At 44.8% G+C, this 24,757-nt stretch carries 7 protein-coding genes; all 7 read right to left on the bottom strand.

All coding sequences use genetic code 11. The features are described 5' to 3' along the window. Window positions 1-4 precede the first annotated feature (4 nt). From D7Z26_RS12250 to D7Z26_RS12220, 7 genes are read right to left on the bottom strand one after another with little or no spacing between them, the layout of a single operon-like run. Window positions 5-19,243, bottom strand: coding sequence for a non-ribosomal peptide synthase/polyketide synthase (locus D7Z26_RS12250; RefSeq protein ID WP_120977252.1), 19,239 nt, complete (start codon window positions 19,241-19,243; stop codon window positions 5-7). A gap of 18 nt (window positions 19,244-19,261) precedes the next feature. Continuing rightward, the gene (gene fabZ, locus D7Z26_RS12245) at window positions 19,262-19,708 is read right to left on the bottom strand and encodes a 3-hydroxyacyl-ACP dehydratase FabZ (protein WP_120977251.1); all 447 of its coding nucleotides are present in this window, start codon (window positions 19,706-19,708) and stop codon (window positions 19,262-19,264) included. A gap of 52 nt (window positions 19,709-19,760) precedes the next feature. Beyond that, on the bottom strand, window positions 19,761-20,999 hold the full coding sequence (locus D7Z26_RS12240) for a beta-ketoacyl-[acyl-carrier-protein] synthase family protein (protein ID WP_120977250.1): 1,239 nt from the start codon (window positions 20,997-20,999) through the stop codon (window positions 19,761-19,763). Beyond that, the gene (locus tag D7Z26_RS12235; protein WP_120977249.1) at window positions 20,996-22,213 is read right to left on the bottom strand and encodes a beta-ketoacyl-[acyl-carrier-protein] synthase family protein; all 1,218 of its coding nucleotides are present in this window, start codon (window positions 22,211-22,213) and stop codon (window positions 20,996-20,998) included. The genes D7Z26_RS12240 and D7Z26_RS12235 overlap by 4 nt, the downstream gene beginning before the upstream one ends. Further along, window positions 22,210-22,473 carry an acyl carrier protein gene (locus D7Z26_RS12230; RefSeq protein ID WP_120977248.1) on the bottom strand — a complete coding sequence of 88 codons (264 nt, stop codon included), beginning with the start codon at window positions 22,471-22,473 and terminating at the stop codon, window positions 22,210-22,212. The genes D7Z26_RS12235 and D7Z26_RS12230 overlap by 4 nt, the downstream gene beginning before the upstream one ends. Before the next feature lie 32 nt (window positions 22,474-22,505). Further along, the gene (fabG, locus tag D7Z26_RS12225; RefSeq protein WP_120977247.1) at window positions 22,506-23,246 is read right to left on the bottom strand and encodes a 3-oxoacyl-ACP reductase FabG; all 741 of its coding nucleotides are present in this window, start codon (window positions 23,244-23,246) and stop codon (window positions 22,506-22,508) included. Next, the gene (locus D7Z26_RS12220) at window positions 23,240-24,751 is read right to left on the bottom strand and encodes a phytoene desaturase family protein (protein ID WP_158602286.1); all 1,512 of its coding nucleotides are present in this window, start codon (window positions 24,749-24,751) and stop codon (window positions 23,240-23,242) included. Before D7Z26_RS12220 ends, fabG begins: the two co-directional genes overlap by 7 nt. Window positions 24,752-24,757 lie beyond the last annotated feature (6 nt).

The following is a 24,757-nucleotide window of genomic DNA, read 5'->3' as shown; positions in this document are numbered from 1 at the left end:
TTGTTCAGTCGTTATTAACGTTATATTTTGCAATTTCTAGAAGGTTATTTTTAAATCCATGGAAGAGATTTATCATTTTCTTCTTGCAAAATTCTTGTTCATGATAAGTAATTCGAAAATGCATACAGCCGTTAAATGTGTAACCATAAACTGAAATTGGATCAAATAACTCCTCATCTCGATTAGTTAGATAGCCCCTTTCGTGGCTAAATGAAGAAAGCTTTATTTCTGTTTCAAAACTATTCTCATTACCGAGATCACCGACATAATTGAAGTTAACCTGGTGTCTATTATTAAAATTCAATTCTTTCGTGAGGGCTCTAGGTGATAAGTACTTCAAAATTCCATATCCAATACCTTTATGAGGTATTCCTCTTAATGTGTTTTTAACTAATTTAAGTTTACTTCCCAGATCTCCGCATCCATTGAATTGAAAAACAACTGGATACATCGAGGTGAACCAGCCAATTGTTCTTGAAACATTGATGCCATGAAATAATTCCTCCCGCCCATGACTTTCTAATTCAATAACCACTGACATACTATCTGACAATTCAGCGATACTAAGACCTAGCGCTGTTAGCAACAAATCATCTACCTCTGTATTATAAGCACGATGTGACTTCTTCAAAATTAGATCAGATTCTTCAACAGTAAAACTTAGCTGTAAAACATTCGAATCGATTACTTTACGTTTAGTAATCAAACGATCAGGCTTAATTGGTTTGACTTTCGTAGATTCTATTTTTCTCCAGTATTCAATTTCGTTTAACAGTTGTTGACTCGTAGCATATTCCCTTAAACAACTAGCCCAACTTTTAATAGATGATGTTTTTTGTGGAAATTTGATTATTTCGTTTCTTTTAGCTTGATTGTAACCTGAAATGAAATCTTCAGTTAAAATACGAGCCGACACGCCATCAACTAATAGATGATGAATAGTTAAGAATAAATGATCTCCGTCAATAGTATGAAAAAGGCCAATCACCATTGATGGTCCATGCTCCAAATCTAATTTTGATTGTAATTTGTTGCAAATACCTTGAACGTGAAGTATTTGATTATCATTGATTTCCGATAGATCAAACTCTTCGATAAAAAATTCATTTTGGCCGTTTGTCTCGTCTAAACCGTTGCACCATTGAACAATCTCTTTTTGATTTCGTTTAAAAATCATCCGCAATGAGTCGTGATGACTGATCAGAGATTTAAATACCAGCCCGACTAAATTTTTATTAAAACCTTGTTTGCAATAAAGCATTAATGCAAGATTAAGATCAGGTGCAAGCCCCCGTTCTTGTAAATACCATTGTTGTGCTGGGGTTGTTGAAACCTCTCCTTCAATTGAAGGATGGAGAACTGAAGTGATTTTCCTTTCTAGTTCCGGTACTAAGGTGGTGATTGTAGGAAAACGTAAAAGCTTTTTCACCTCCAAAAGCCATCCATTTTGGTGTAAATGTGAGACAATCTGTATTGCTTTAATAGAGTCCCCTCCTAATACAAAAAAATTATCATAAATTCCAACCCGATCAGTATGAAGTACCTTTTGCCATATAGAAGCCAGAAGTACTTCTATTTCTGTAACTGGTGCTACAAATTCGCGTGAATCTAGAATATTTTGCCGTACATCAGGCAGGGCTTTACGGTCAAGCTTACCATTTGAATTCAACGGCATTCGCTCAATAAATGTAATGTATTTCGGCACCATATATGATGGCAAACTTGCCCCCAGGTGCAAACGCAGTTCGTCTATCTTCACCTCTGATTCTGCCACGAAGTACGCGCACAATTCCCTATCCACGCCCACCTCATGCGCTACTACTGCTGCTTCTTTCACAGCCTCGTGCGCGATAAGCCGGTTCTCTATCTCCCCAAGCTCGACCCGGTATCCCCGAATCTTTACCTGATGGTCTATTCGTCCCAGATGCTCGATGGTTCCGTCAGGTAGCCAACGCGCCAAATCCCCGGTTCGATACAACCGCTCCCCAGGTCTAAAAGGATTCTCCACAAACTTCTCCGCTGATAAAGCAGGAAGATTTAAGTATCCTCTCGCCAATCCTGCGCCCCCGATAAACAACTCACCCGCAACCCCGATCGGTTGCAGTTCGAGGCTCTTGTTCACAATGTAGACTTGGGTATTGGCAATCGGCGTTCCCACCGTTATCCGATTCGAATCCACAATCTCCGCACTCGTGGACCATACCGTCGTTTCCGTCGGTCCGTACATGTTGAAGATGCGGGCATCCGTCAGCGACCGGAGCTTGTCCGTCAAGACAGGGGGAAGTCCTTCCCCGCCAAGCAATATCAGACGGATTTCACGCAATTGTTGTACAGCACATTCATCCTCGAGCAACAACCGCATCAAGGAGGGGGTCATCTGTACCGTTTCCGCTCGATGCTCACGAATCAATTTTGCTATCTGCTGCGGATTTTTCCGTTCCTCATCCGATGCAAGAATAACGGTCATTCCGCTACACAGAGCAACCCAACTCTCAAGTACAAAGGGATCGAACGTAAACGTCGTCAAGGACAAGAGGCGATTCGTTTCAGCCAGTGGAAGACTCTCCATCATTCCTGTTATAAAGTTAATGACGGACCGATGCTCCAACAAGACCCCTTTCGGCTTGCCTGTCGATCCGGACGTGTAGATACAATAAGCCAAGTTATCGGCGTTTCCACACCGCTGCAGTGGAACGATTGCATCCCTATCGGTCGCAATAGAAGCGATTGGCAGCACAAGACCGCCGAACGGAATCTTGGTATCAGGTTCAGGATGAATAAGCAAAATCTTTGTTTTACTATCATCCAGCATGTACACAATTCGTTCTTCGGGAAAATCGGGATCGATCGTCAAATAACCAGCGTCGGACTTTAGTATGCCAAGCATCCCAATGATCATATCAGGCGAACGTGTTGCCATAATCCCAACGATTTGATTCGATCCAGCACCATGCTCGATAAGAACCTTGGCAATCGCATTTGCTCTCTCGTCGATCTCCCGGTACGTTAATTCTCGATCTTCGAATACAACGGCTACACGGTTTGGTGTTCGCTTCGCCTGATCCTCGAATAGCTCATGGATCATTCGGTCTTCAGGATATTCAATCTGTGAATCGTTAAAGGCCGTTAGAATATTCCATTTTTCTATGCCCGTGAGAAGATCGATTTCACCTAACCGTAAATTCGGTTGTTCTGTAATTTGCTCCAGAAGTTGCAGCCAGTGTCCAGTCCAACGCCTAATTGTTTCCATATCGAAAAGCGATGTGCTGTATTCCCATGTAAACAACAACCCATTTGTCTGCTCCTCTACTTGCAAAGTCAGATCAAATTTCGCGACCGTATGATCCCACTTGTACGGTATCAACTTCAATTCGTCCAACATAAACTCTGCGCGTTCCATATTATGCAAAGCGAACAAAACGTTAAAGACCGGGGTGTGACTCAGATCGCGACATAACTCGAGTTTCTCTACTAGTGCCTCGAAAGGTATGTCCTGGTGATCGAATGCCTCGAGTACCGTTTCCCTGATTTCTTGAAGGAATGAACAAAATGTCTTATTGGCATGCGGATATCCATTTATCACCACCGTGTTAGCGAACATACCTACCATGTTATGAACATCTGCATGTAACCGCCCCGCGACTGGAGATCCAACGATGATGTCATCCTGTCCACTATAGCGTGACAACAGTGTTTGGTAAGCCGCAAGCAATACCATATAAAGTGTTGTGTTGCTCTCTTGCGCTAAGCGCTCCAATTTTTGCTTCAATTCGGAGTCTGCACGCATTTCCAAAATATTTCCCATGAAGTTCTGTATTGATGGTCGAGGCCGATCCGTCGGCAAATGCAGGACTGGTAGTTCTCCTGCTAGAGATTCTAACCAGTGCGCTTCCCGCTTGGCATACTCCTCGCGTTTCATCAGACTATTTTGCCAGTTTGAGAAGTCTTTATATTGGATCCGCTGCGCGGACAATACCATGCCGCTATAGAGAGCGTTTATCTCCCTTATCAATACGTTCCTAGTAACACCGTCAGAGATTATATGATGCATATCCACCGCCAGAAGATGTTGATCTTCGGCCACCTGCATGACGCCTAAGCGCAACAGAGGCGCTTCATCCAGGTTAAATGGTTGCACGAAAGCTGCTATCCACTTGTCAGCTTCTGATTCCTTACCAGACGTATGCGACATCGTAAACGGAACTTGCTCTAATATCTGTTGTTTCGGCTCTCCTTCGATCAGGATGAATCTAGTCCTCAAAGATTCGTGTCGAGCAATCAGTTCACGGAAGGCATATTCCAGACGCTCACGATTCAGCTTTCCCGCCAAAGTGAACACGGAAGGCATATTATAGGCTGTTGCATTCAGGTCCATCTGCTGAAGCACATACATTTGTTTTTGTGCTGACGATAAGGTGTAATACTCTTGATTTGGGGCTGGCTCGATACTACTATTTTCCGCATTAATATCATTTGACTGTATCCACTCTGCAAGCTGCCTCACCGTCGGAAGGCGAAACAGTTCCCGTAGCGGCACTGAAGTCCCCAATTCCCGATGCATACGTGATATAAGCGTCATCGCTTTCAGCGAATTGCCGCCAAGTTCGAAGAAATTGTCGTTGCACCCTACTCGATCCACCTTTAATATGTCCTCCCAAAGGAATGCGAGTTTGGTTTCGAGTTCGCTACGAGGTGCTGAAAAGCCATTCTCGATATTCAAAGCTTCCGTAGCTTGCAGGATAGGCAATCGAATAAGATCTTCATTCGTAACACAGGCAAGGGGTCCATAATAGGAATCATGTAGCAACTGATTTTTGTTTACCAAGTTTATTTCCCAGGTATTTCTCTGGATAAACTCATTTTTAACCCCTGAATCCTTCATTAGCTGAGACAATTGTAAGTTTTCGTTTCCTAATCTTAATGGCGCCTGGGTGAGAAAATCCTTCTGTGTAAAGCTTTCAGCATCGTAGTATTGAATATGCTTCACTTCATCTGGTATTTGATGCAAAGGCACATAGTAATGAGAGCACCCTAGCTCATCTCGAGTTTTTTTCCAACCACTGCGTTCGATAAACTCCAAAAATGGTTTGTTCTTTTCTGTTAGGATGTACGATGCTTCTAGCGCTTCCATCCCCTCTTCAATGCATATCCGTTTTATTTCGATCAGAACCGCATTCTCGACGTTTCTGCCCAATACTCTGCAGCTTAACAGGAAGGTGTCAATTACCAGGACACTATGTTTCCGTTTGAGTATCACGAGCCCAACGATTCCGTAATCCCCGAAGCGGTCGCGGACCTCTACGATAAGACATCGATAGTCAGAATGTGAGAGCAATTGGCGAAGTTCGCTCTCTGTTCGGCGAATAGTACTCAAATTGAATTGGTTTGTCCGTTGCGTCAATTCCGCTGCACGTTCAAGCTCCTCCTCAGTCAGAAGTGGCCTCATATCCATCTGTAAATCCAACCCAGATAAAAATTCATCAATCGAAAAAGAGGAATCCTGCACTTCCTTCCGTCTTCTTTCTGATGCATACATCTCGGTGCGTTGTTTGGCTTCTTTTGTAACGTTCAATCGATCAAACGCCCACACATGTTTTAAAAATGAAGGGATTTGATCTGAGTCGTATGGCAATTGAAGTGTCAATACTTCCGGGCAATGCATCATCATTTCGCTGCATTCCATCGCACTATCATCCACAAATACGAAGCTGTCTATACCGACATTCAATTCAAGAGCAAGATCACGTACATTTATGGACTTAGACTGCCAATTGATCTTCCAGGCAGCAAAGTCTTCTTTTTTCAAAATCATACCCGGATTGTTGTCGAACACCTCCCATACATCCAGTTCATTGTTTTTGCTGCTAAGTGCCAGAATCATCCCCTCATTTTTCCTATCGAGCATAAATCGCTGTAAAACCTCATAAGGACCCTCGATACTTACGCCCAAAGCCCCATCTTCTCCGCAAATACCCTTCCATAGTGTTTGATCGCAGTCGAGAACGATTACTTTGAACTGTGAAATATTGTTCCAAGCCACCCATTGACGAGCAATTGCCGTCCCCATTGCCGCGTAATACTCATCGCTGAACGGAGCATGCCCCAGTCTATCCTTCACCACATCAAAAATCTCATGAATCCCATACATATTAGCCAATTCGTTGAAATCAATCGTGTATACGTTCCGAATTTCTGCCAACTCTATTTTCCACCGCTCGTTCAATTGACCGAGTCGGCGCTTAACTGCATCGCTTAGAGACAAGTATGGTGAGATCGGGAATAGGCCAACGAAATAAGGAACTGGCTTATATTTTTCCCGAATCGCAGTAACGAGCTGTGCGTAGGTATTATCCAATTGCTCCAGTTGGTGATCTTCGGTTGTCAGGTCATCGCGCAACCAATCCTCAAAGCGGATCAACAGCACGTTTGCCCCCTTGTTCCCTGACAAAAGACTGGAAGTATCGAGAATTTCTTGAAATATTTGATTGTATGCCGCAAAACGCAAATTTACAGGAAGGTCGAACTCGTTCGTCCAATATTTCACGTAATCCTCTATTAGTTCTGCTGTGAACGTTGCACTTATCGCAAGGCACTCGTTGTTTTCCGAAACGTTCAGCCACCGCTTCGAAGACAAGACCGCTTCCTCCTCAGCGGAGAACAGGCAAATTTGGGCAATCGGAATCGTCGGATTCCTAACAATAGTGCGAATAAGCTCTTCAAAATGACTCATCAGTTGCCTCATACTGGCTTCCGTGAATAATTCCACGTTGTACTGCAAATCAAATTGCATTACCGCAGAATCTTTCTGCTCGAGATGTATATCCATCTTGAAGTCCAATGAGCTAGCTTGATTGTTAAGCGGAAATGGAGTAATCTGCAATCCTCTCAAAACCATATGCTCGACATTGTTTTCTTGATGAAAATTGAGCATGGTATCAAATATCGGATTTCTGGCAGGATCGGTTATCATGTTCAACCCATCGACCATATTGTCAAACGGATAATCTTGATGTTCGTATGCGTCCAGTAAATCTGCTGACGCATGTTCAACAAATTCCGTGAAAGATTGTTCAGCTTTTACTTTGAATCGGATTGGCAGGAAGTTGATAAACATACCGATCTGCTTTTCCAAATCAGCATGATTTCTGCCCGCAACTGTGGAGCCGATCATAATATCGTCTTGTGCGCTGTATTTGCAGAGTAAAACGGCATATAGCGACAGCAGCAACGTATTCATCGTAACATTGTACTGCCGAGCCATCTCCTGTATACGACTCACGTCCTCTTTGACCATCGTCAGCGATATGGTATTCCCTTTAAACGATCTTATCTTTCCACGATGGAAATCCAACGGCATTTGTAAAATCGGTAACCGTTTATTCAAACGTGTATGCCAGTACTCTCTCAGTTTGAAAAATGCCTCGGATTCATGCCATCTTCGTTCCCATTGCGCGAAATCTTTGTACTGGATCCGTAACGGAGGCAACATTAAATCGTTATACAACGCACTAAACTCTTTCACCAGAATACTCATCGTAACCCCGTCAGAGATGATGTGATGAAAGTCCATCGCAAGCAAATGTCGGTCCGTTAGCGCCAACACCCCGACACGTAAGAGCGGCGCAATATGAAGATCAAACGGGCGCACGAAGGACTGTACCCAATTCGCCGCTTCCTCTTCCGTCCCGACCGCGAAAGATATCGCAAAAGGAACGTCTTCAAGCACCTGCTGAACCGGCTCCCCCTCCGTTAGGACAAATCGAGTACGCAATGGTTCGTGCCTAGCGATCAGTTTGCGGAACGCCTCTTCCAGACGCACGCGGTCGAGCATCCCCTCCAGCGTCAGCACCACCGGCATGTTGTAGGCCGTTGCTTTCGGGTCCATCTGCTGCAGAACAATCATCCGTTTCTGTGCCGATGATATCGTGTAATACTCCTGCCGCCCAGTAGGCTCAATCCTTGCGTACTCTGAGGGGATCGCATTGGCTTCAATCCACGCTGCCAGTTTCTGTACAGTTGGATTACTGAACAGTTCCCGCAGCGGCACTATTGTCCCTAACTCGCTTTGAATGCGCGAAACGAGTGTCATCGCCTTCAACGAATGACCGCCTATTTCGAAGAAGTGATCGGTTATACCAACCTTCTCAATGGCCAGCACATCCTGCCAAAGGGCAATTATACGCTCTTCCGTTTCCGTAGTGGATACCGCATTCTCTACCGCACCGGGAACATGCTCCGGCGCGGAAAGCGCATTACGGTCAAGCTTACCGTTCGAAGTCAGTGGCATTCGCTCAATTGGCGCGATGAATGTCGGCACCATGTAAGACGACAGTGTCGACGCCAGGTGCGTACGTAGTTCATCTATATTGACAGGTGTCCCTGCCACATAGTAAGCGCACAATACGGAGTCTCCACTCTTATCCGCGCGGGCTACAACAACCGCCTCTTTGACAGCATCGTGCTCCAAGAGTCGGCTTTCTATCTCTCCAAGTTCGATCCGATAACCACGTATCTTTACCTGATGGTCAATGCGTCCCAGATGCTCAATGTTTCCGTCAGGTAGCCACCGCGCTAGGTCTCCAGTTTTATACATCCGCTCCCCAGGCTTAAATGGGTTCACCACAAACTGTTCCGCCGTCAATTCAGGTAGATTGAGGTATCCTCTCGCTAATCCTGCACCGCCGATACACAACTCCCCCGCAACCCCAATCGGTTGCAGGCGAAGGCAATCGTTCACAATGTAGACTTTGGTGTTCGCAATCGGCGTGCCCACACTTACCTGCTTTGGATCCACGATCTCGGCGCCTGTCGACCATACCGTCGTTTCTGTTGGGCCATACATGTTAAAGATTCTGGCGTCGGTTAGCGACCGAAGATTTTCCGCCATTTGAAGGGGAAGCCCTTCCCCACCAAGCAGTATAAAGCGCAGTTCACGTAAATACTGCGCGGCAATTTCATCCTCAAGCATCACCCTCATCAAAGAGGGTGTCATCTGTACCGTTTCTGCTTCATGATCACGAATCAATTTTGCGATTAGCTGTGGACTTTTTCGATCTTCTTCGGACGAAAGGATTACGGTAATGCCTGAGCACAGGGCAAGCCAGCTCTCCAGTACAAAGATATCGAACGTAAACGTCGTCAAAGTCAACAAGCGTTTCGTTTCGGTTAGAGGGAGACGCTTCGCCATCCCGGTTATGAAGTTCACAACAGAGCAATGCTCAAGCAAGACCCCTTTGGGTCTGCCAGTAGAACCAGACGTATAGATGCAATATGCGAGGCTATCGGCCTTTCCATATCGCGGTGTTCGAGCTGTCGCCTCTACATCAGTTGCAATAGAAGCGACCGGCAGTACTAAGCCGTCGAACACAATTTTTCTCTCCAGCTCTGGATGAACAAGCAGAATTTCGGAACCACTGTCTTCCAGCATGTATGTGATTCGCTCCGCAGGAAAGTCGGGATCGATGGGTAAGTACGCAGCTCCGGCCTTCAATACACCAAGCATCCCAATGATCATTTCGGGTGAGCGTTTTGCCATAATCCCGACGATGCGGTCCGGACCAGCACCTTGCTCGGCGAGAACTCGTGCAACAACATCGCCTTTCGCATCAAGTTCTGCATATGTCAAACTCTGACCTTCGAATACAACGGCAACACGATCAGGCGTGCGTTCTACCTGCTCCTCGAATAACTCGTGAACCGTCTTATTGTTAGGATAGTCGGCTGCGGTCTGATTAAAGCCCACGAGAAGTTGCTGCGTCTCCCATTCTGTCAACAAGTTAATCTCACTTAACTTGATGTCCGGATTTTGTGCGACTTGTTCCAAAAGGCGCAACCAATGCTGTGCCCAACGCTGAATCGTTTCTCTTTCAAAGAGTGCTATGTTATATTCCCATGCAATTTGCAGCGTATCAGTCGATTCCAGCAACGTCAGTGTCAAGTCAAACTTCGATACGGTGTGCTGTTGAAACTGGCTGAGTTTTAGACCTTCTAAATTAAACTCATTGATTGGTATATTTTGCATTGCAAACATGACGTCGAATAGGGGGTTGCGGCCAGCATCACGCTGCACATCCAATTTCTCCATCAGCACGTGTAGAGGCACATCTTGATTCTCAAATGCCCGTAATGTTGTATCCTTGATCTGCTCCAAGAAAGCCCGAAATGTCATCTCGCTTTGTGGGCGACCACGAAGAACCAACGTATTGACAAACATGCCGACGACAGACTCCAGATCCGTATGCGACCTGCCTGCGGTCGGCGATCCAACGAGGATGTCATCCTGCCCGCTATATCGCGACAATAGCGTCTGGAATGCAGCCAGCAGCACCATATAAAGCGTTGCTCCGCTTTGATGCCCCAATTCCTTTAGCATCCGTGTTAACCGCGCATCCCCCACAACCGTCTCGATATCACCGTCAAAAGTCTGAAGCGAAGGACGCGGTCGATCAGTGGGTAGCTGTAACACGGGCAGTTCCCCAGCTAAAGCATCTAACCAGTAAGTCTCCCACTTGGCGTATGCTTCGGTTTCGATCAACTTGTTTTGCCAGACCGCATAGTCTTTGTATTGGATCCGCATCTCAGGTAATTCTAATCCGTTATAAATCGCATTTAACTCGCTTACCAAGATATTCATGGAGGCACCATCAGAGATAATATGGTGCATATCCACCGCCATCAAATGTTTCTCCTCGTCCACCTTCATGACACCAACACGCAGCAATGGTGGTTCACTCAAATCAAATGGTTGTACGAAAGACGTAATCCAATCGCCAATCATGGCCTCGCTACCAGACTTATACGAAATCGTTAACGATACGTCTTCCACGATCTGTTGTTTTGGTTCCCCTTCAACAAGGATGAACTTTGTCCGAAATGATTCATGGCGGTTGATCAGATGACGAAATGCATGCTCCAGATGCTCTAGATTCAGTTGCCCCTCTAGCATCCAAATTGAAGACATATTATAGGCTACTGCATTCGGATCTATTTGCTTCAGCACATACATCTGTTTTTGCGATGACGTAAGCGGATAATACTCTTGAATCGTGGTTGGCTCGATTCTACTGATTACAGGAATTACTTCGTTCGACTCAATACAAGCGGCAAACTCCCGCAGCGTCGGATACCGGAACAAATCTCCTAGGGGAACTTTTAAACTCAAGGACTGCTGAATGAGTCCTATAAGCATCATTGCTTTCAACGAATGGCCGCCAATTTCAAAGAAATTGGCGTTAATACCGACTCGTTGCACTCCAAGCACTTCACACCAAAGTACGGAGAGACTTTTTTCCATCTCCGTAGCCGGTTTTTCATATACATCGGATTCGAATTGACGAATTGGTCTTAGGAGTGCCTTGTGATCTATTTTACTGTTTCGAGTTAATGGTATTTTCTCAAGCGGAATAAAGAATGTCGGTACCATATACGAAGGCAACTTTACCATTAAATGTGCACGAAGATCGTCAACACTGACGGGGAATTCCTTGATGTAATACGCGCATAGCATTTTGTCACCGTCAATGTCTTCATAAACATCAACGACAACCTCTTTAATCGATGCATGTTCTAGGAAACGGCTCTCGATTTCTCCCAACTCAATGCGGTAACCCCGCATCTTGACCTGTTGATCAATCCTACCTAAATACTCGAGTTTGCCGTCCGGCAACCAACGTGCCAAATCGCCTGTTCGGTACATCCGTTCGCCAAAGGAATTTTCAATAAACTTAGTGGTTGTCAAATCCGGACGATTCAAATAACCACGCGCAAGTCCTCTTCCGGAAATGCAAAGTTCACCTGGAATGCCGATCGGTAGAATCCGATTTGATTGGTTTACAATGTGCACAGAAGTTCCTGGGATTGGGTGTCCGATTGTTGGTTTTTGTCCAGCCTGTACGTCTCGTAGTATCGTTGATGTGACACTGCTTTCTGTAGGGCCATATTCGTTTGCTACTTCTACATCCTGCATTTTTGCCTTGCTACGGACAATCAATTTTTCCGGTAGCGAGTCCCCTCCCACTGTCACTAACCGTAAGGACAATTGTTCCGGTTTGATCATCTCTAGAAGCTGAGAATAAAAACCCGGAGTACAACAAAGCTGAGCTACCTTTAATAATTCAAGTGAATTACTAACAACATTTGGATCGATTACTTCGTCATCGGAAAGAAGCAACACTGACGCTCCGGCCAACAATGGAGAAAAAGTATGTAAAATCGAAGCGTCGAACGTAAATGAATACAATGGAAGAACAATGTCTCCACTTGATAAGCCGTATTCTGCACTGTGCCAATGCAAGTTGTTGGCAATGCTCCGATGCTCCACCATAACGCCTTTGGGTTGTCCAGTGGTACCTGATGTATAGATCACATACGCCAAATGAGATGGAAACGAAGTAGCGGGAAGGTTCTCTTCTAGTCCATCCCCCCATTCGAAAGAATCCATTTGGATAGTCGTTCCCGAATACGGCGTTATTTGTTTCGAACTTGTATTTGTCAATAAGATATCTACATTGCTGTCATCTAACATAAACTTTATGCGTTCTTGCGGATAACTAGGATCAATCGGAAGATAGGCTCCCCCAGCTTTCCATATGCCTAATATACCTACAAGTATTTCCCAAGAGCGATGCATTACTACTCCTACGATAACTTCTGGCCCGACACCCTTTTCTTGCAATATCTTTGCCAGCAGATTCGCCTTTGCATTCAGTTCACAGAATGTTAATCGTCGGTCCTCGAACAACACAGCCACTTCGTCTGGAGTTTGTTCCACTCGCTTTTCGAATAGTTCGTAAACTGTCCATTCTAGTGAGGCTTCTGACAAAACATTGTTAAACTCAGCCAACTGACGCTTTTCCTCTTCTGGCAGCAGGTCGATATCAGCAATTAACACATCTGAGCTCTCAGTAACCTCATTCAGAAGTTGCAACCAATGCTCAGTCCAGCGATCAATTGTACTCCGGTCAAATAGTGATGTGCTGTATTCCCACTTAAACTTTATTCCTAGTTCCTGCTCCTCGGCTTGAAGCGTTAAGTCAAACTTAGCGGTTAATTGCTTATGATTGTATGGTTGCAACTTCAGCCCGTCCAACGTAATCTCTACACGGTCAAAATTCTGCCAAACAAACATTACGTCAAACACAGGATTGCGGCTCGGATCTCTTTGCACACCAAGATTTTCAACCAGTGCCTCGAACGGTACTTCTTGGCGCTCATAAGCCCCAAGAGTTTTCTCCCTGATCTCATCCAAAAACGCCCGGAATGTCTTGTCAGCCTGCGGGTTAGCCCTAATAGCTAACGTGTTGACAAACATACCGGCGACATGATCGAGGTCTGCATGTAATCGACCAGCGATTGGTGAACCTACGATGATGTCCTCCTGACCACTGTGACGCGATATAAGGGTTTGAAATGCAGCGAGCAAAACCATATATAGCGTAGACCCGCTCTCCTTCGCCAGTCTATCTAGCTTCCACTTAAGATCAGCGTCAATGACCGACTCCACAACGTCTCCCAAGTAGCTTTGAACGGCTGGACGTGGCCTATCTGTCGGTAACTGTAGCACTGGTAGTTCGTCTCCCAACTGCTCTAGCCAGTACCTCTCCTGATCGTGATAAACTTCGGTTTTCATTCGCTCGTTTTGCCATACCGAAAAGTCTTTATACTGGATTCTCAATTGCGGTAGCTCTTCCCCGTCGTAAATTGCGCTAAGCTCTCTTGCCAAGAGATTAATAGTCATACCATCTGCGATGATATGGTGAAAATCCACCGCCAGAAGATGCCGATCCTCCGCAATTGTCATCATACCGACTCGCAAAAGCGGTGCCTCACTCATGTCAAAAGGTTGTATAAAAGCTTGCACCCAATCTGACACTTCTGAAGTCGTTCTGTTTGCATAGTTCAACTTAAAATGTACATGTTCCATCACTTGTTGCATTGGTATTCCATCCAAAAGGACAAACCGGGTACGTAATGATTCGTGCTGAGAAATTAAAATTTGGAAAGCCTGCTCAAGACGTGCATGGTCGAGCTTACCCTCAAGAATCCATACCACTGGAATATTGTAGGTAGTTGCTTCAACGTTCATTTGCTGCAGTACATACATTCTTTTCTGCGCAGACGAGAGTGGATAATACTTTTGAATCGGAGACGGTTCAATATTTGAATGGGAAAAGAACGTAGCATTCGCTTCGATCCACACTGTAATTTCTTTTACAGTTGAATATCGGAAGATTTCCCGAAGCGGCACATCCGCTCCAAGTTCACGATGAATTCGGGACACCATTTGCATTGCCTTTAGAGAATGACCACCTAACTCAAAGAAGTTGTCGGTCGTTCCAACTCGCTCAACACCAAGCACTTCCTGCCAAAGGCTCACGAGGCGCTCCTCCATTGGCGTACTAGGCTCCGTATAAATTTCGACACGGGTCGCAGGTTCCATATCAGGTAGTGCGTTGCGATCAAGTTTGCCATTGGAAGTCAGGGGCATTTGCTCCATCGGCGTGAAATATGTCGGCACCATGTAAGATGGTAGCGTTGCCGCCAGATGCCTGCGCAGATCATCGATTTTCAACTCAGATTCTGCCATAAAGTACGTGCACAATACCTTCTCTTCACCTATAACACGAGCCACCACTGCCACTTCTTTCACAGCCACGTGCTCCATAAGCCGGCTCTCTATCTCTCCAAGCTCAATCCGATATCCTCGTATCTTTACCTGATGGTCAATTCGCCCTAGATGTTCGATTGTTCCGTCAGGCAACCAGCGCGCTAAGTCTCCTGTTCGGTACAACCGCTCATCAGGCTTAAACGGATTTTCAATAAACTTCTCCGCTGTTAAATCAAGAAGATTCAAGTATCCTCTCGCCAATCCTGCACCGCCGATACAAAGCTCTCCCGCAACCCCAATCGGCTGTAGTTGCAAGCTTTCATTCACAATGTATACTTGGGTATTGGCAATCGGCGTACCCACGCTTATCCGCTTCGGATCCAAGATCTCTGCACGCGTCGACCATACTGTCGTTTCCGTTGGTCCATACATGTTGAAAATTCGCGCTTCCGTTACCGATCGAAGTTTTTCCACCAGTATCATGGGCAGCCCTTCTCCACCAAGCAATATCAAGCGGAGTTCACGCAAGTGTTGCGCAGCAAATTCATCCTCTAGCAAGAGTCGCATCAAGGAGGGAGTCATCTGTACTATTTCCGTTTCATGATCGCGAATTAATCTTGCTATCAGCTGAGGATTCTTCCGCTCTTCCTCCGACGAAAGAATGACGGTAATTCCGGAGCACAGGGCAAGCCAACTCTCGAGCACAAAGATATCAAACGTGAACGTGGTCAAAGACAAAAGACGTTTCGTGTCGGCTAATGGGAAATGCTTCATCATACCTGTTATGAAATTCACGACAGAGCGATGCTCCAACAAAACCCCTTTCGGCCTACCAGTAGAACCGGACGTATAGATGCAATAGGCTAGATTGTTAGCGTTCCCGTAACGCGACAGACGAACCGCTACATCCGCTTCAGTCTCAATAGAAGCGATCGGCAACATGAGCCCTTCAAATGAAAACTCAATCTCCGGTTCCGGATGAACAAGAAGAATCGTGGCTTTACTGTCTTCCAACATGTGTACAATTCGTTCTGCTGGGAAATCTGGCTCGATGGGTAAGTAAGCAGCTCCCGCCTTCAATATGCCCAACATCCCGATGATCATTTCAGTCGAGCGCTTTGCCATAATCCCGATGATGCAGTCCGGTCCAACACTTTGCTTAGCGAGAATCCGTGCAATGGCTTCAGCTTTCTCATCAAGTTCACGATACGTCAAACACTGGCCTTCGAATACAATTGCCACGCGATCAGGCGTTTGTTTCGCTTGATTTTCGAACAGTTCGTGGATTAGTTTGTCTTCAGGATAGTCGACCTTGGTATTGTTAAATGCCGTTAGAAGACTTGTTCTCTCTATATCCGAAAGTAAATCAATCTCACCAATTGGGGTTTCGGGTGAGTCTACAATTTGTTCCAACACCCGCAAATAACTTGTAGCCATCCTTTGGATCGTTTGCGATTGAAACAAGTCCGTGCAATAGCTGATATCGAAGTTGAGCTCCTTTTCATTTTCTATTACCTGAAACCCAACATCGAATTTCGCCATGTGATCGTCCAACTCGAAGGGAACAATTTTCTTTCCCTTCAGGTAAATTTCCGACCATTGATTCTGCATCACAAACATCACGTCGAATATTGGATGACGTGCGATATCCCGTGGTAGAGCAAGCTCTTGGACAAGTTGTTGAAAAGCTATGTTCTGGTGATCGAACGCAAATAAACAAACGTCTCTCAGTTCCTTCAGATACGTTAGGAACGGAATTTTATGCTTTGGGTTGCTTCGAATGGGTAGCATATTTACGAACATTCCGACCATATCTTCGGTTCCCGGCACAAGACGACCAGCAGTAGGTGTACCTACTACGATGTCCTCAGTTCCCCCGAACCTGGCAAAGAGGACCTTAAAAGCGGCAAGCAGCACCATAAAGATCGTCGTATTCGATTCCTCAGCCAGCTTCTTCAATTGATGCATTAAAAAAGATCCGGATTGAAATCTAAATCGTGCTCCCGCAAAGCTTTGTATCGCAGGACGTGGATAATCCGAAGGTAAATTTAAGACGGGGATCCCGTCACGGAACATTTCGAGCCATTCATTAAGCTGATCTTGATACTCGTCCGATTGAACCCTGCTTTGTTGCCATATCGAATAATCCTTATATTGCAGGAATGGAGTTGATAACTCCTTTCCTTCATACAATTGAACAAGCTCCGAAAGTAATATCGAGATGGACGTTGCATCCGCGACAATATGATGTATATCAAACAATAATAATCGTCGACCATCCGAATCCTTCACAAGACAAACCCTGAAGAGAGGGGCCGTTGACAGATCAAATGGTTTAACAAATGATCTATAATGCGAATCCAAATCCTTCTCATTACTCAGCAGTTCTGTAAGTACAACGTTCACATCCGGATGAATTAGCTGAACAGGCGTATCACCACCATTCATTGAAAACGAGGTTCGTAACGATTGATGGCGCTTAATAAGCTTCTGAAGTATCGCCAGGATACGACTGTTATCCACATTGTCTGGAAGCTCAATACCGAACGGTATATTGTAAGACGTAGAATTCGGATGCATCCGACTCATCATAAACACACGAAGTTGATCAGTCGTCAGTGGGACCTCATTCGTCAAAAGGACGGGGGTAATAGGCACCATACTTACAGGCTCCGCCTCATCAACATAAGCGGCGAGCTCACGAATCGTCTGAAGACGGAACACCTCACGAATCGGAACTTCCACCTGATAATCGCGCCGGATTGAAGTAACGAGTAGTGCTGCCTTTAGAGAGTCGCCGCCAAGTGTGAAGAACGACTCGTCTACGCCGATCCGTTCGAATTGCAGTAGGCCTCGCCATATTGTCAAAAGTTTACGTTCCGTTGAACTTATTGGCCCTGCGACCTGTCTTCCGCGCTCTGCCTGAAGCAATTGCCTATTGATTTGTTCTTCAATCTCGGCATATTGCCCATTCTGATATCGCATCGCAAGCACGTAACGTTGCATTTTGCCGCTAGTAGTCTTCGGAATCCGCCGAATGGGAATGACTGCATGCGGTTTAATTCCAAAAACTGCATTGATATGTTGCTTGAGTTGAAATGCCAGCGGAGTGAATAATTCTAGTTCTCCGTGCCAGAACACAAATAAGACGAGCAACTCCGTTGCCGTCGACTCTAACCTAACTCCGCATGCAGCAATGCGGCCAAGCGTGATGCCGTCATTCTCTTCGGCCACGCGCTCAATATCGTGTGGATACACATTCTGTCCGTTTATAAATAAAATATCTTTTGACCTTCCGGTGATATAAATACGGCCATTGCGTATTAATCCCAAATCACCAGTCTTCAACCACCCATCCGACGTGAAAGCCTGACGAGAAGCTTCATCATTACCGAAATACCCTCTCGTCACGTTATCGCCATGAAGTTGAATATGTCCAATGGTGTTTTCTATTAATTCCAGATCTTCATCGTCACAAATCCGTACATGACACTCATTAAGCGGTATCCCCAGATCTACAAACGACACACCATGACGATTTCTCGCCTTCAATGAGCGAATCTGATCACCCACCGCTAAATAACGGCGATCCAATAATAGCGGGTCAGCCCACTCATTTAGCGGTGCCATAGAAACCGTTAGTGTCGCTTCCGCCATTCCGTACGAAGGAACGATCGAGGTATTCGACAGCCCAAAGAGCTGAAGCCTCTTCATGAACCGCACAGACAACGAATGATCGATCGGTTCCGCGCCGTTAAGGATCATTCGGATGCCGGATAGATCCCAGTTTTCAGATTTTGCGTGTTGTTCATTAAACATCTGAAGAAAATATTGATAGCCGAAATTCGGAGAAGATAGAACGGTTGCCTTATACTGCTGTGCGGTAGTTAGCCAAAGAATCGGATTTCGTATGAACCGGGATGTTGGCATTAAAATTTGTGAAACCCCTGCAATGAGGGGCGTAAGATGAAATCCAATTAAACCGAAATCGTGCGTTAGCGGAAGCCAACTCAGTGTGCGATCAAGCTTACTGAGATGAGTGCTCGTGATGATCGACCGTGTATTAACTAACAAATTCCGGTGTGACACTATAACACCTTTCGGGTCGCCTGTGGATCCGGAAGAATATTGTATGAGGGCAATGTCATCTAATTTCGCCTTTATTATTACCCCGTCTTCCAGTATTTCCAAATATTCTTCTGCAATTGTTAGTGAGTCTTGCCAGAGTTTAATGGTACTCTCCCCAGAAGGCTCTATCCCTCGCGTAACTCGTTCCATAATAGGTGCCAATCTTTGCTCAGTCATGACTCGAGGGTAACCGAGTTGTTTCCAGATGTTCAAAAGTTTGCGTTTTCGATCGTCGTTTGTTCCGACTGTGACAGGCACTGGAATAATGCTTCCAAGCACACACGCCCAAAATGTATATAGAAACAACTCAACATTTTCAAGTTGCAAAATGATCTTATCTCCCGGCTGAATGCCTTGAGCCTGTAATCCGAATAAGTAGCGGCGGGAACGCTCGAATAGTTGCTTATAGGACAGCTGGGTTATGGTCTCATCATCGGAGATTATTGTAATTCCGCTTGCTTTCTGGGATTGCATTTCCAGGATATCGATTAAATCAATTGTTGGTGGCATTAACCTTTACACCCTTTTCTATGTATTCCTGGCCATTGAAAATATTAGTTCGGCTTTTGCTACAGTTTCGTCCCTAACGCGAATTGTTGCTTCGACCATGCCTTGTGCACTAAACCATTTGATGGACACGCACTCGATCCTCAGCTGATCTCCTGGAACAACTGGGTTGACGAACCTCGATTTTACAGCAGTTAGTAGAAAGCTAGCTGTGTCATCAATGTGGATCGAAGGGCTTAGCTTCCCTAATAAAATAGCGCTTTGCGCCATTGATTCGATGAGCAAAACGCCAGGATAAATTGTTTTATCCGGAAAATGACCAGGTATCATCCATTCATTACCTGTTATGTTTTTCCGGCATATTATTCTTTCTCCGGGCACAAGTGCTTCTACAACATCAATGAAAAGAAAAGGATACGATTGAGGAAGCAACTGACGCACCTCATCGTATGTGTATAACGGTTTCATTAGTGAGTCTCCTTGTCGTGACGATAATCAAAAGATCAATCATAGTAATGTTTCAAGTCGCTCTAACCAAAAGAGCACTGGAAGATCCGAACGTATCCTGGCTTGTAAGCAAAATATTTGAACCTGACATCTCCAAATTTCGTTTGGTAGAACTAAGTCCTGACAAGACATTCAAATGCTCAGTGTTTGGACTAAGGTTGACCGTAGGAGGCACGACCCCCCTTGTCATTACCCCAACTGCACTCAGAAGTTGGAACAATCCCGCTGCACCAAAAGTTTCTCCCAATGTTTCCTTCACGGTCATGATTGGCAGTTGATACTCAGAAAAAATATTATTAAGCGCAGTAGCTTCTGCCCGATCCTGGGGATTGCATCCATTGGCACTTGCAATGATTAATCGGATCTCTTCTTTTTTTAGACCAGATTTTTGCAGAACTTGTGTAATCGATCTTTCTAAGGCATTCGCCCGCCGTTCAGGACGTATGTCAGTTGAAAATGAGCTGCCCCATGAGACTAACTCGCCATATATATGCGCACCTCGAGCTTCAGCTTCTGACCTAGACTCAAGTACAGCGACAGCTGAGCCCTCTCCAGGCACGATACCTGAACTATTTGAATTAAATGGAACTCCTGCCGTGTCTGTTTCCTTGCCGGGTAACAATCCACTGTTTTCATAAATCCATAGTACCCTTGAGTTTAACTCCTCTACCCCACCGACTATTACACTTGTAGCCCGCTTATTGCGAAGCAAATTCATAGCATAACCGAGGGCGTCGATTCCAGCGTTTTGGCCGGTCGAGATCGTAGTATTGCAAGCACGAGAACGAATCCGTATCGCCAGATAAGAAGCAGGAGAATTTGCAAGTCCGTTCGGAGCTTCCATTGGGCTCACATATTTCGGACCCTCTGTAATTGTTGTGTGGTCAAAAACTACAGACGTTTTCACACCTGCAAAATTACTTCCTACGACTAGGCCTAACTGATCAGGTGCCGGCATTTGATCTTCTGACCAAGCGTCTCTGACAGCAAGTAAAGCTGCCCCCATTAAATACTTTGCACTTAGTGGCATGTACTGAAGTCCTTTTTTACCAAGAAGCTCTTCTGGATTCCAATTCTGAATAGGTATGCCGCTTACATTTTCCAAGGTAAAGAACTCATTGAGATAATTATTTAACTTCACACGCCCATTATGAACGTTCTCTAATGCGTCCCAAACATTTTCAGGGTGGCTACCAAATGCAGAAATAACCCCGAGACCTGTAATAACGATCGAATCGTGAGTGTCATTCATTTATCTATTCTCCCAAGTACAATAATGGATATGTTACCCCCAAAAGCAAATGAGCTACTGACAGCAACTTCGACACGAGAAAACATGGGTTCATTGGGAACTATGTTTTGAACGCATTCTTCGTCAGGTACTTCGTAATTAATGGTAGGCGGAATTATTGAATTATATATCGACAATGCACAGGCAGCTGCTTCAATGGCACTTGCCGCACCCATCGTATGACCAAGCATCGATTTAAGGGAACTAACCGGTATGGAGTCGATTAGCTCCCCGAATATTTTCCGAAGCGCCTTGGACTCAGTGGAGTCGTTTGCCTTAGTGCCAGTTCCATGCGCACTAACGTATGAAACATCTTCGGCTTTCACATTTGCGTCTGATAGTGCACGCTCAGTTGCTAAGATAGCTCCCAGTCCATCCGGATGAGGTGCTGTAGGATGGTGCGCATCGCAAGAAAGTCCATAACCTAAAAATTCAGCATAAATACGTGCACCGCGTTTTGAAGCCTTCTCTTGTTCCTCAAGGACCAATACTGCAGCCCCTTCGCTAACCATCATGCCCTTCCTGTTTTTATCAAATGGTTGGCAACGGTCAGGAGCAATTGCCCCAAGTCGGTGAAAAGTTGTGTAACAAAAACGTGATAAAGCATCAGAGCCACCGACCAAAACAATATCAGCCATACCGTCCTTTATTAGATCGGCTCCCCAGCTGATAGCGTAATTTCCTGCAGCACACGCTGTAGGGACCGTTAAATTCGGCCCTTCAAATCCCAATTCTGTCGCAACGGCAGCGGAAATATATGATATAGGGAAGTTCCGTATGTAATCAGGAGGTAACTTTGTTCCTTGTTTTTGGCGCCTGTCATGATCCTGTTCGATGATTGATCCATTACCAATAGTTGTTCCAATACAAACACCACTACGTTCCGTCAAGTATTCTTCTGAATGGAAAGCTGCATCTTCGATTGCCATTTTTGCAGCCGCGACAGCCAGTTGAGTTGTACGTGGGGCTGCTAATGGATCTAACAATCGCATATAGCTAGATGGATCTACATCTCTAACTTCCCCGCCGTTATGGACTTCGAACATTGAAGTGTCGAACCCTTCTATACGAGATGTACCAATACGGCCCTCACTGATAGCGGACCAAAATTTTTCTTTGCCCGATCCAACCGGAGTCAATACGCCGATCCCAGTGATTACAACTCGTTTGTTCATCTACCTCCTCCAACCTGACCGTTGCTTTCCATAATCTCTTTAACTGTGGCAACTAGTTGGTTAAATGTTGTCATTTGATGTAGATAGCTCTCTTCTATATCGATCCGATATTTCTTTTCTAGTCGAGCGACAATTTCAATAATCATCATGGAATCGACTCCCAAATCACTAATAAAGTTTTCATCATCTGTGAAATCATCAATTTCTATCGTTTCAGCAATAATGACACGAAGCTCATTTATTAATTGTTCTTGATTCATAGAATAATCTCTCCTCTTTTCAATACATACAGTTAGGCGCTTAATCCGCCGTCTATGGTAATCACACTTCCTGTAACGTAACTTGCTTGTTTTGATAATAAAAAACGAATGACATTAGAAACTTCCTCCGCAGTACCAGGTCGACCGACAGGAATTTGCGGTAAAATCTGTTCTCTTTGATCTTTTGGGATTTCTCCCCACAATTCCGTATGAATGAATCCTGGGGCAACAGCATTCACCGTAATCCCGAATTTTGCAACTTCTTTGGCTAAAGACTTTACAAATCCAATTTGTCCAGCTTTAGTGGCAGAGTAATTTGTTTGACCAGATACACCGATTTGACCACTAATCGAGCTTACACATACGATTCGACCTGACTTTTGCTTTATGAAGTCGAAGATGGCCGCACGCGCATAATTGAAGGTACCTTTCAAATTGACAGAGTAGGTAGTATCCCAGTCCTCCTCAGACATCATAAAAAGAAGTTTATCTCGAGTAATGCCAGCGTTAAGAACAAGCCCGTCAAGCCCGCCTAAAGTTTCCTTACATTGTTTGATGACTTGCCGAGCTTCCTCAAATTGTTGGACGTCTGCCTGAAATCCAACGTAGTTCCCTTGGAATGCCGATAGCTCGTTATATAGTTGTTCCGCCTGTTCTTTACCATTTCGATAAGTAAAAGCGACATTGGCACCTGCCTCTGCTAAAGAGAGGACCGTAGAACGTCCAATTCCCCTAGTCCCACCAGTGACTAAAAAATTCTGTCCATTTAACAAATTGTCTGGCCCTCCCCTTTGATGCGCTGACGTCGTCTTCTTAGAAGTAACATATTAGCTAAACGAGCCCCACCGACCATAACGCCACTATAACCGTGCCCATTTCGAGTCCAACCCCCAACCAAAAAAAGGTTTTTGATTGGTGTAACTTGGTTAACTCCGTTTTCTAACAATTGATCAACCGTTTTAGCCGACCCATATATCGCACCTTTGTAATGTCCGGTATACCGTTCTACTGTCATTGGAGTGGCTAATTCCGCATATTCTATTTTTTGCTTCACACCAGGATAGTAATGATCCATCCGGTTTATCAGACTCTTTAATGACTCTTCTTTTTTTGTTTCATACTCCCGCTCATCTAAATCGCACCAATCATCATAATTACTCAAAGTGAAAATCGAAACAGTAGACTTCCCTTGATCTCTGTAACCTTTTATTATATTTTCATAATAAGTTACACAAAATGGAAGCCGTTCTTCACGAGTGTGAAGCAAGTCGTCGGCGAGTGTTTTATAATCGTTGGTTTCATGAATAAATATTTCATGTGCCTCTTCTCCGTAATCATGTCTTAGATCTCCATTTAAGATGAGATATGCTTGCACAGTAGAACAGCTTGGTTCAACTTTTCTTATCTTTTCGGCATAATCCACTGGAAGTTTATCAAAACCGACCATATCTCTGAAAGTCTGTTGTAGGTCAGCATTTGAAACGATGTAATGACCTTTAAACTCCTCCCCCTTGTCGGTCACAACTCCGATTGCCACTCCATCTTCCGTTATTATTTTGTTTACTTTGCGCCGGTTTAAAATATGTCCACCATTTGATATAATCAAATCCCTTAGTAAGTTTGAAATCGATTGTGATCTATCAGTTGGGTAATACCCCCCATAAAGATGGTACTCAACCCATCCATTAACGAAATAAATAGCGGATAATTCATCGGGTGGTGAGCCAAAGTAGCCCCATAATGCGGAAATTTTCATTTGTAGTTGGGGAGATTGAATGAACTCATCAAGCATTTGTTTCAGCGTATAATTTTTGTATTTTCGAAATATTGTAGAATTTACTGGTAACCCCCTCCGCATACTTCGGAGTTCATCGTTTAATTTGATAAACTCATTAATGAGTGCTTTCAAACCATTAGCATCTTCATGATGTTGTTCAATAAGTTCTCGAAGCATTTGCTGATAATTTGAACCCGCCGAAAAACTTCCATTAGGGTAAACACAGCGATATAAGATCTCAGTTTTTTCAAGACGTAATCTATCATATATTCCAAGTTCTTGGAGCACATCATGTAACTGCCCCCCTTCTGCACAATCACTCATCGCATGGAGGGAGACATCGAATTCCCATTTTTTTCGACGAAAAGACGTAGCGAAACCACCCGTTATCGTATGCTTTTCCAAAATCGCTACCTTCACACCAGCTTTCGCCATATAGGCGGCGCAGACCAAACTACCCAGCCCTGATCCAATAAATATCGCATCATATTTTTCCAACAACTCAAC

This window comes from Cohnella endophytica, from assembly GCF_003628305.1.
GTDB lineage: Bacteria > Bacillota > Bacilli > Paenibacillales > Paenibacillaceae > Cohnella > Cohnella endophytica.
This window is presented reverse-complemented; position numbering and strand designations above follow the sequence as displayed.

Excerpts from the sequence above, each read along its gene's own strand:
- D7Z26_RS12240 (WP_120977250.1), bottom strand. The coding sequence starts at position 20,999 with ATGAATGACACTCACGATTCGATCGTTATTACAGGTCTCGGGGTTATT.
- fabZ (WP_120977251.1), bottom strand. The coding sequence starts at position 19,708 with ATGAAACCGTTATACACATACGATGAGGTGCGTCAGTTGCTTCCTCAA.
- D7Z26_RS12250 (WP_120977252.1), bottom strand. The coding sequence starts at position 19,243 with ATGCCACCAACAATTGATTTAATCGATATCCTGGAAATGCAATCCCAG.
- D7Z26_RS12235 (WP_120977249.1), bottom strand. The coding sequence starts at position 22,213 with ATGAACAAACGAGTTGTAATCACTGGGATCGGCGTATTGACTCCGGTT.
- D7Z26_RS12230 (WP_120977248.1), bottom strand. The coding sequence starts at position 22,473 with ATGAATCAAGAACAATTAATAAATGAGCTTCGTGTCATTATTGCTGAA.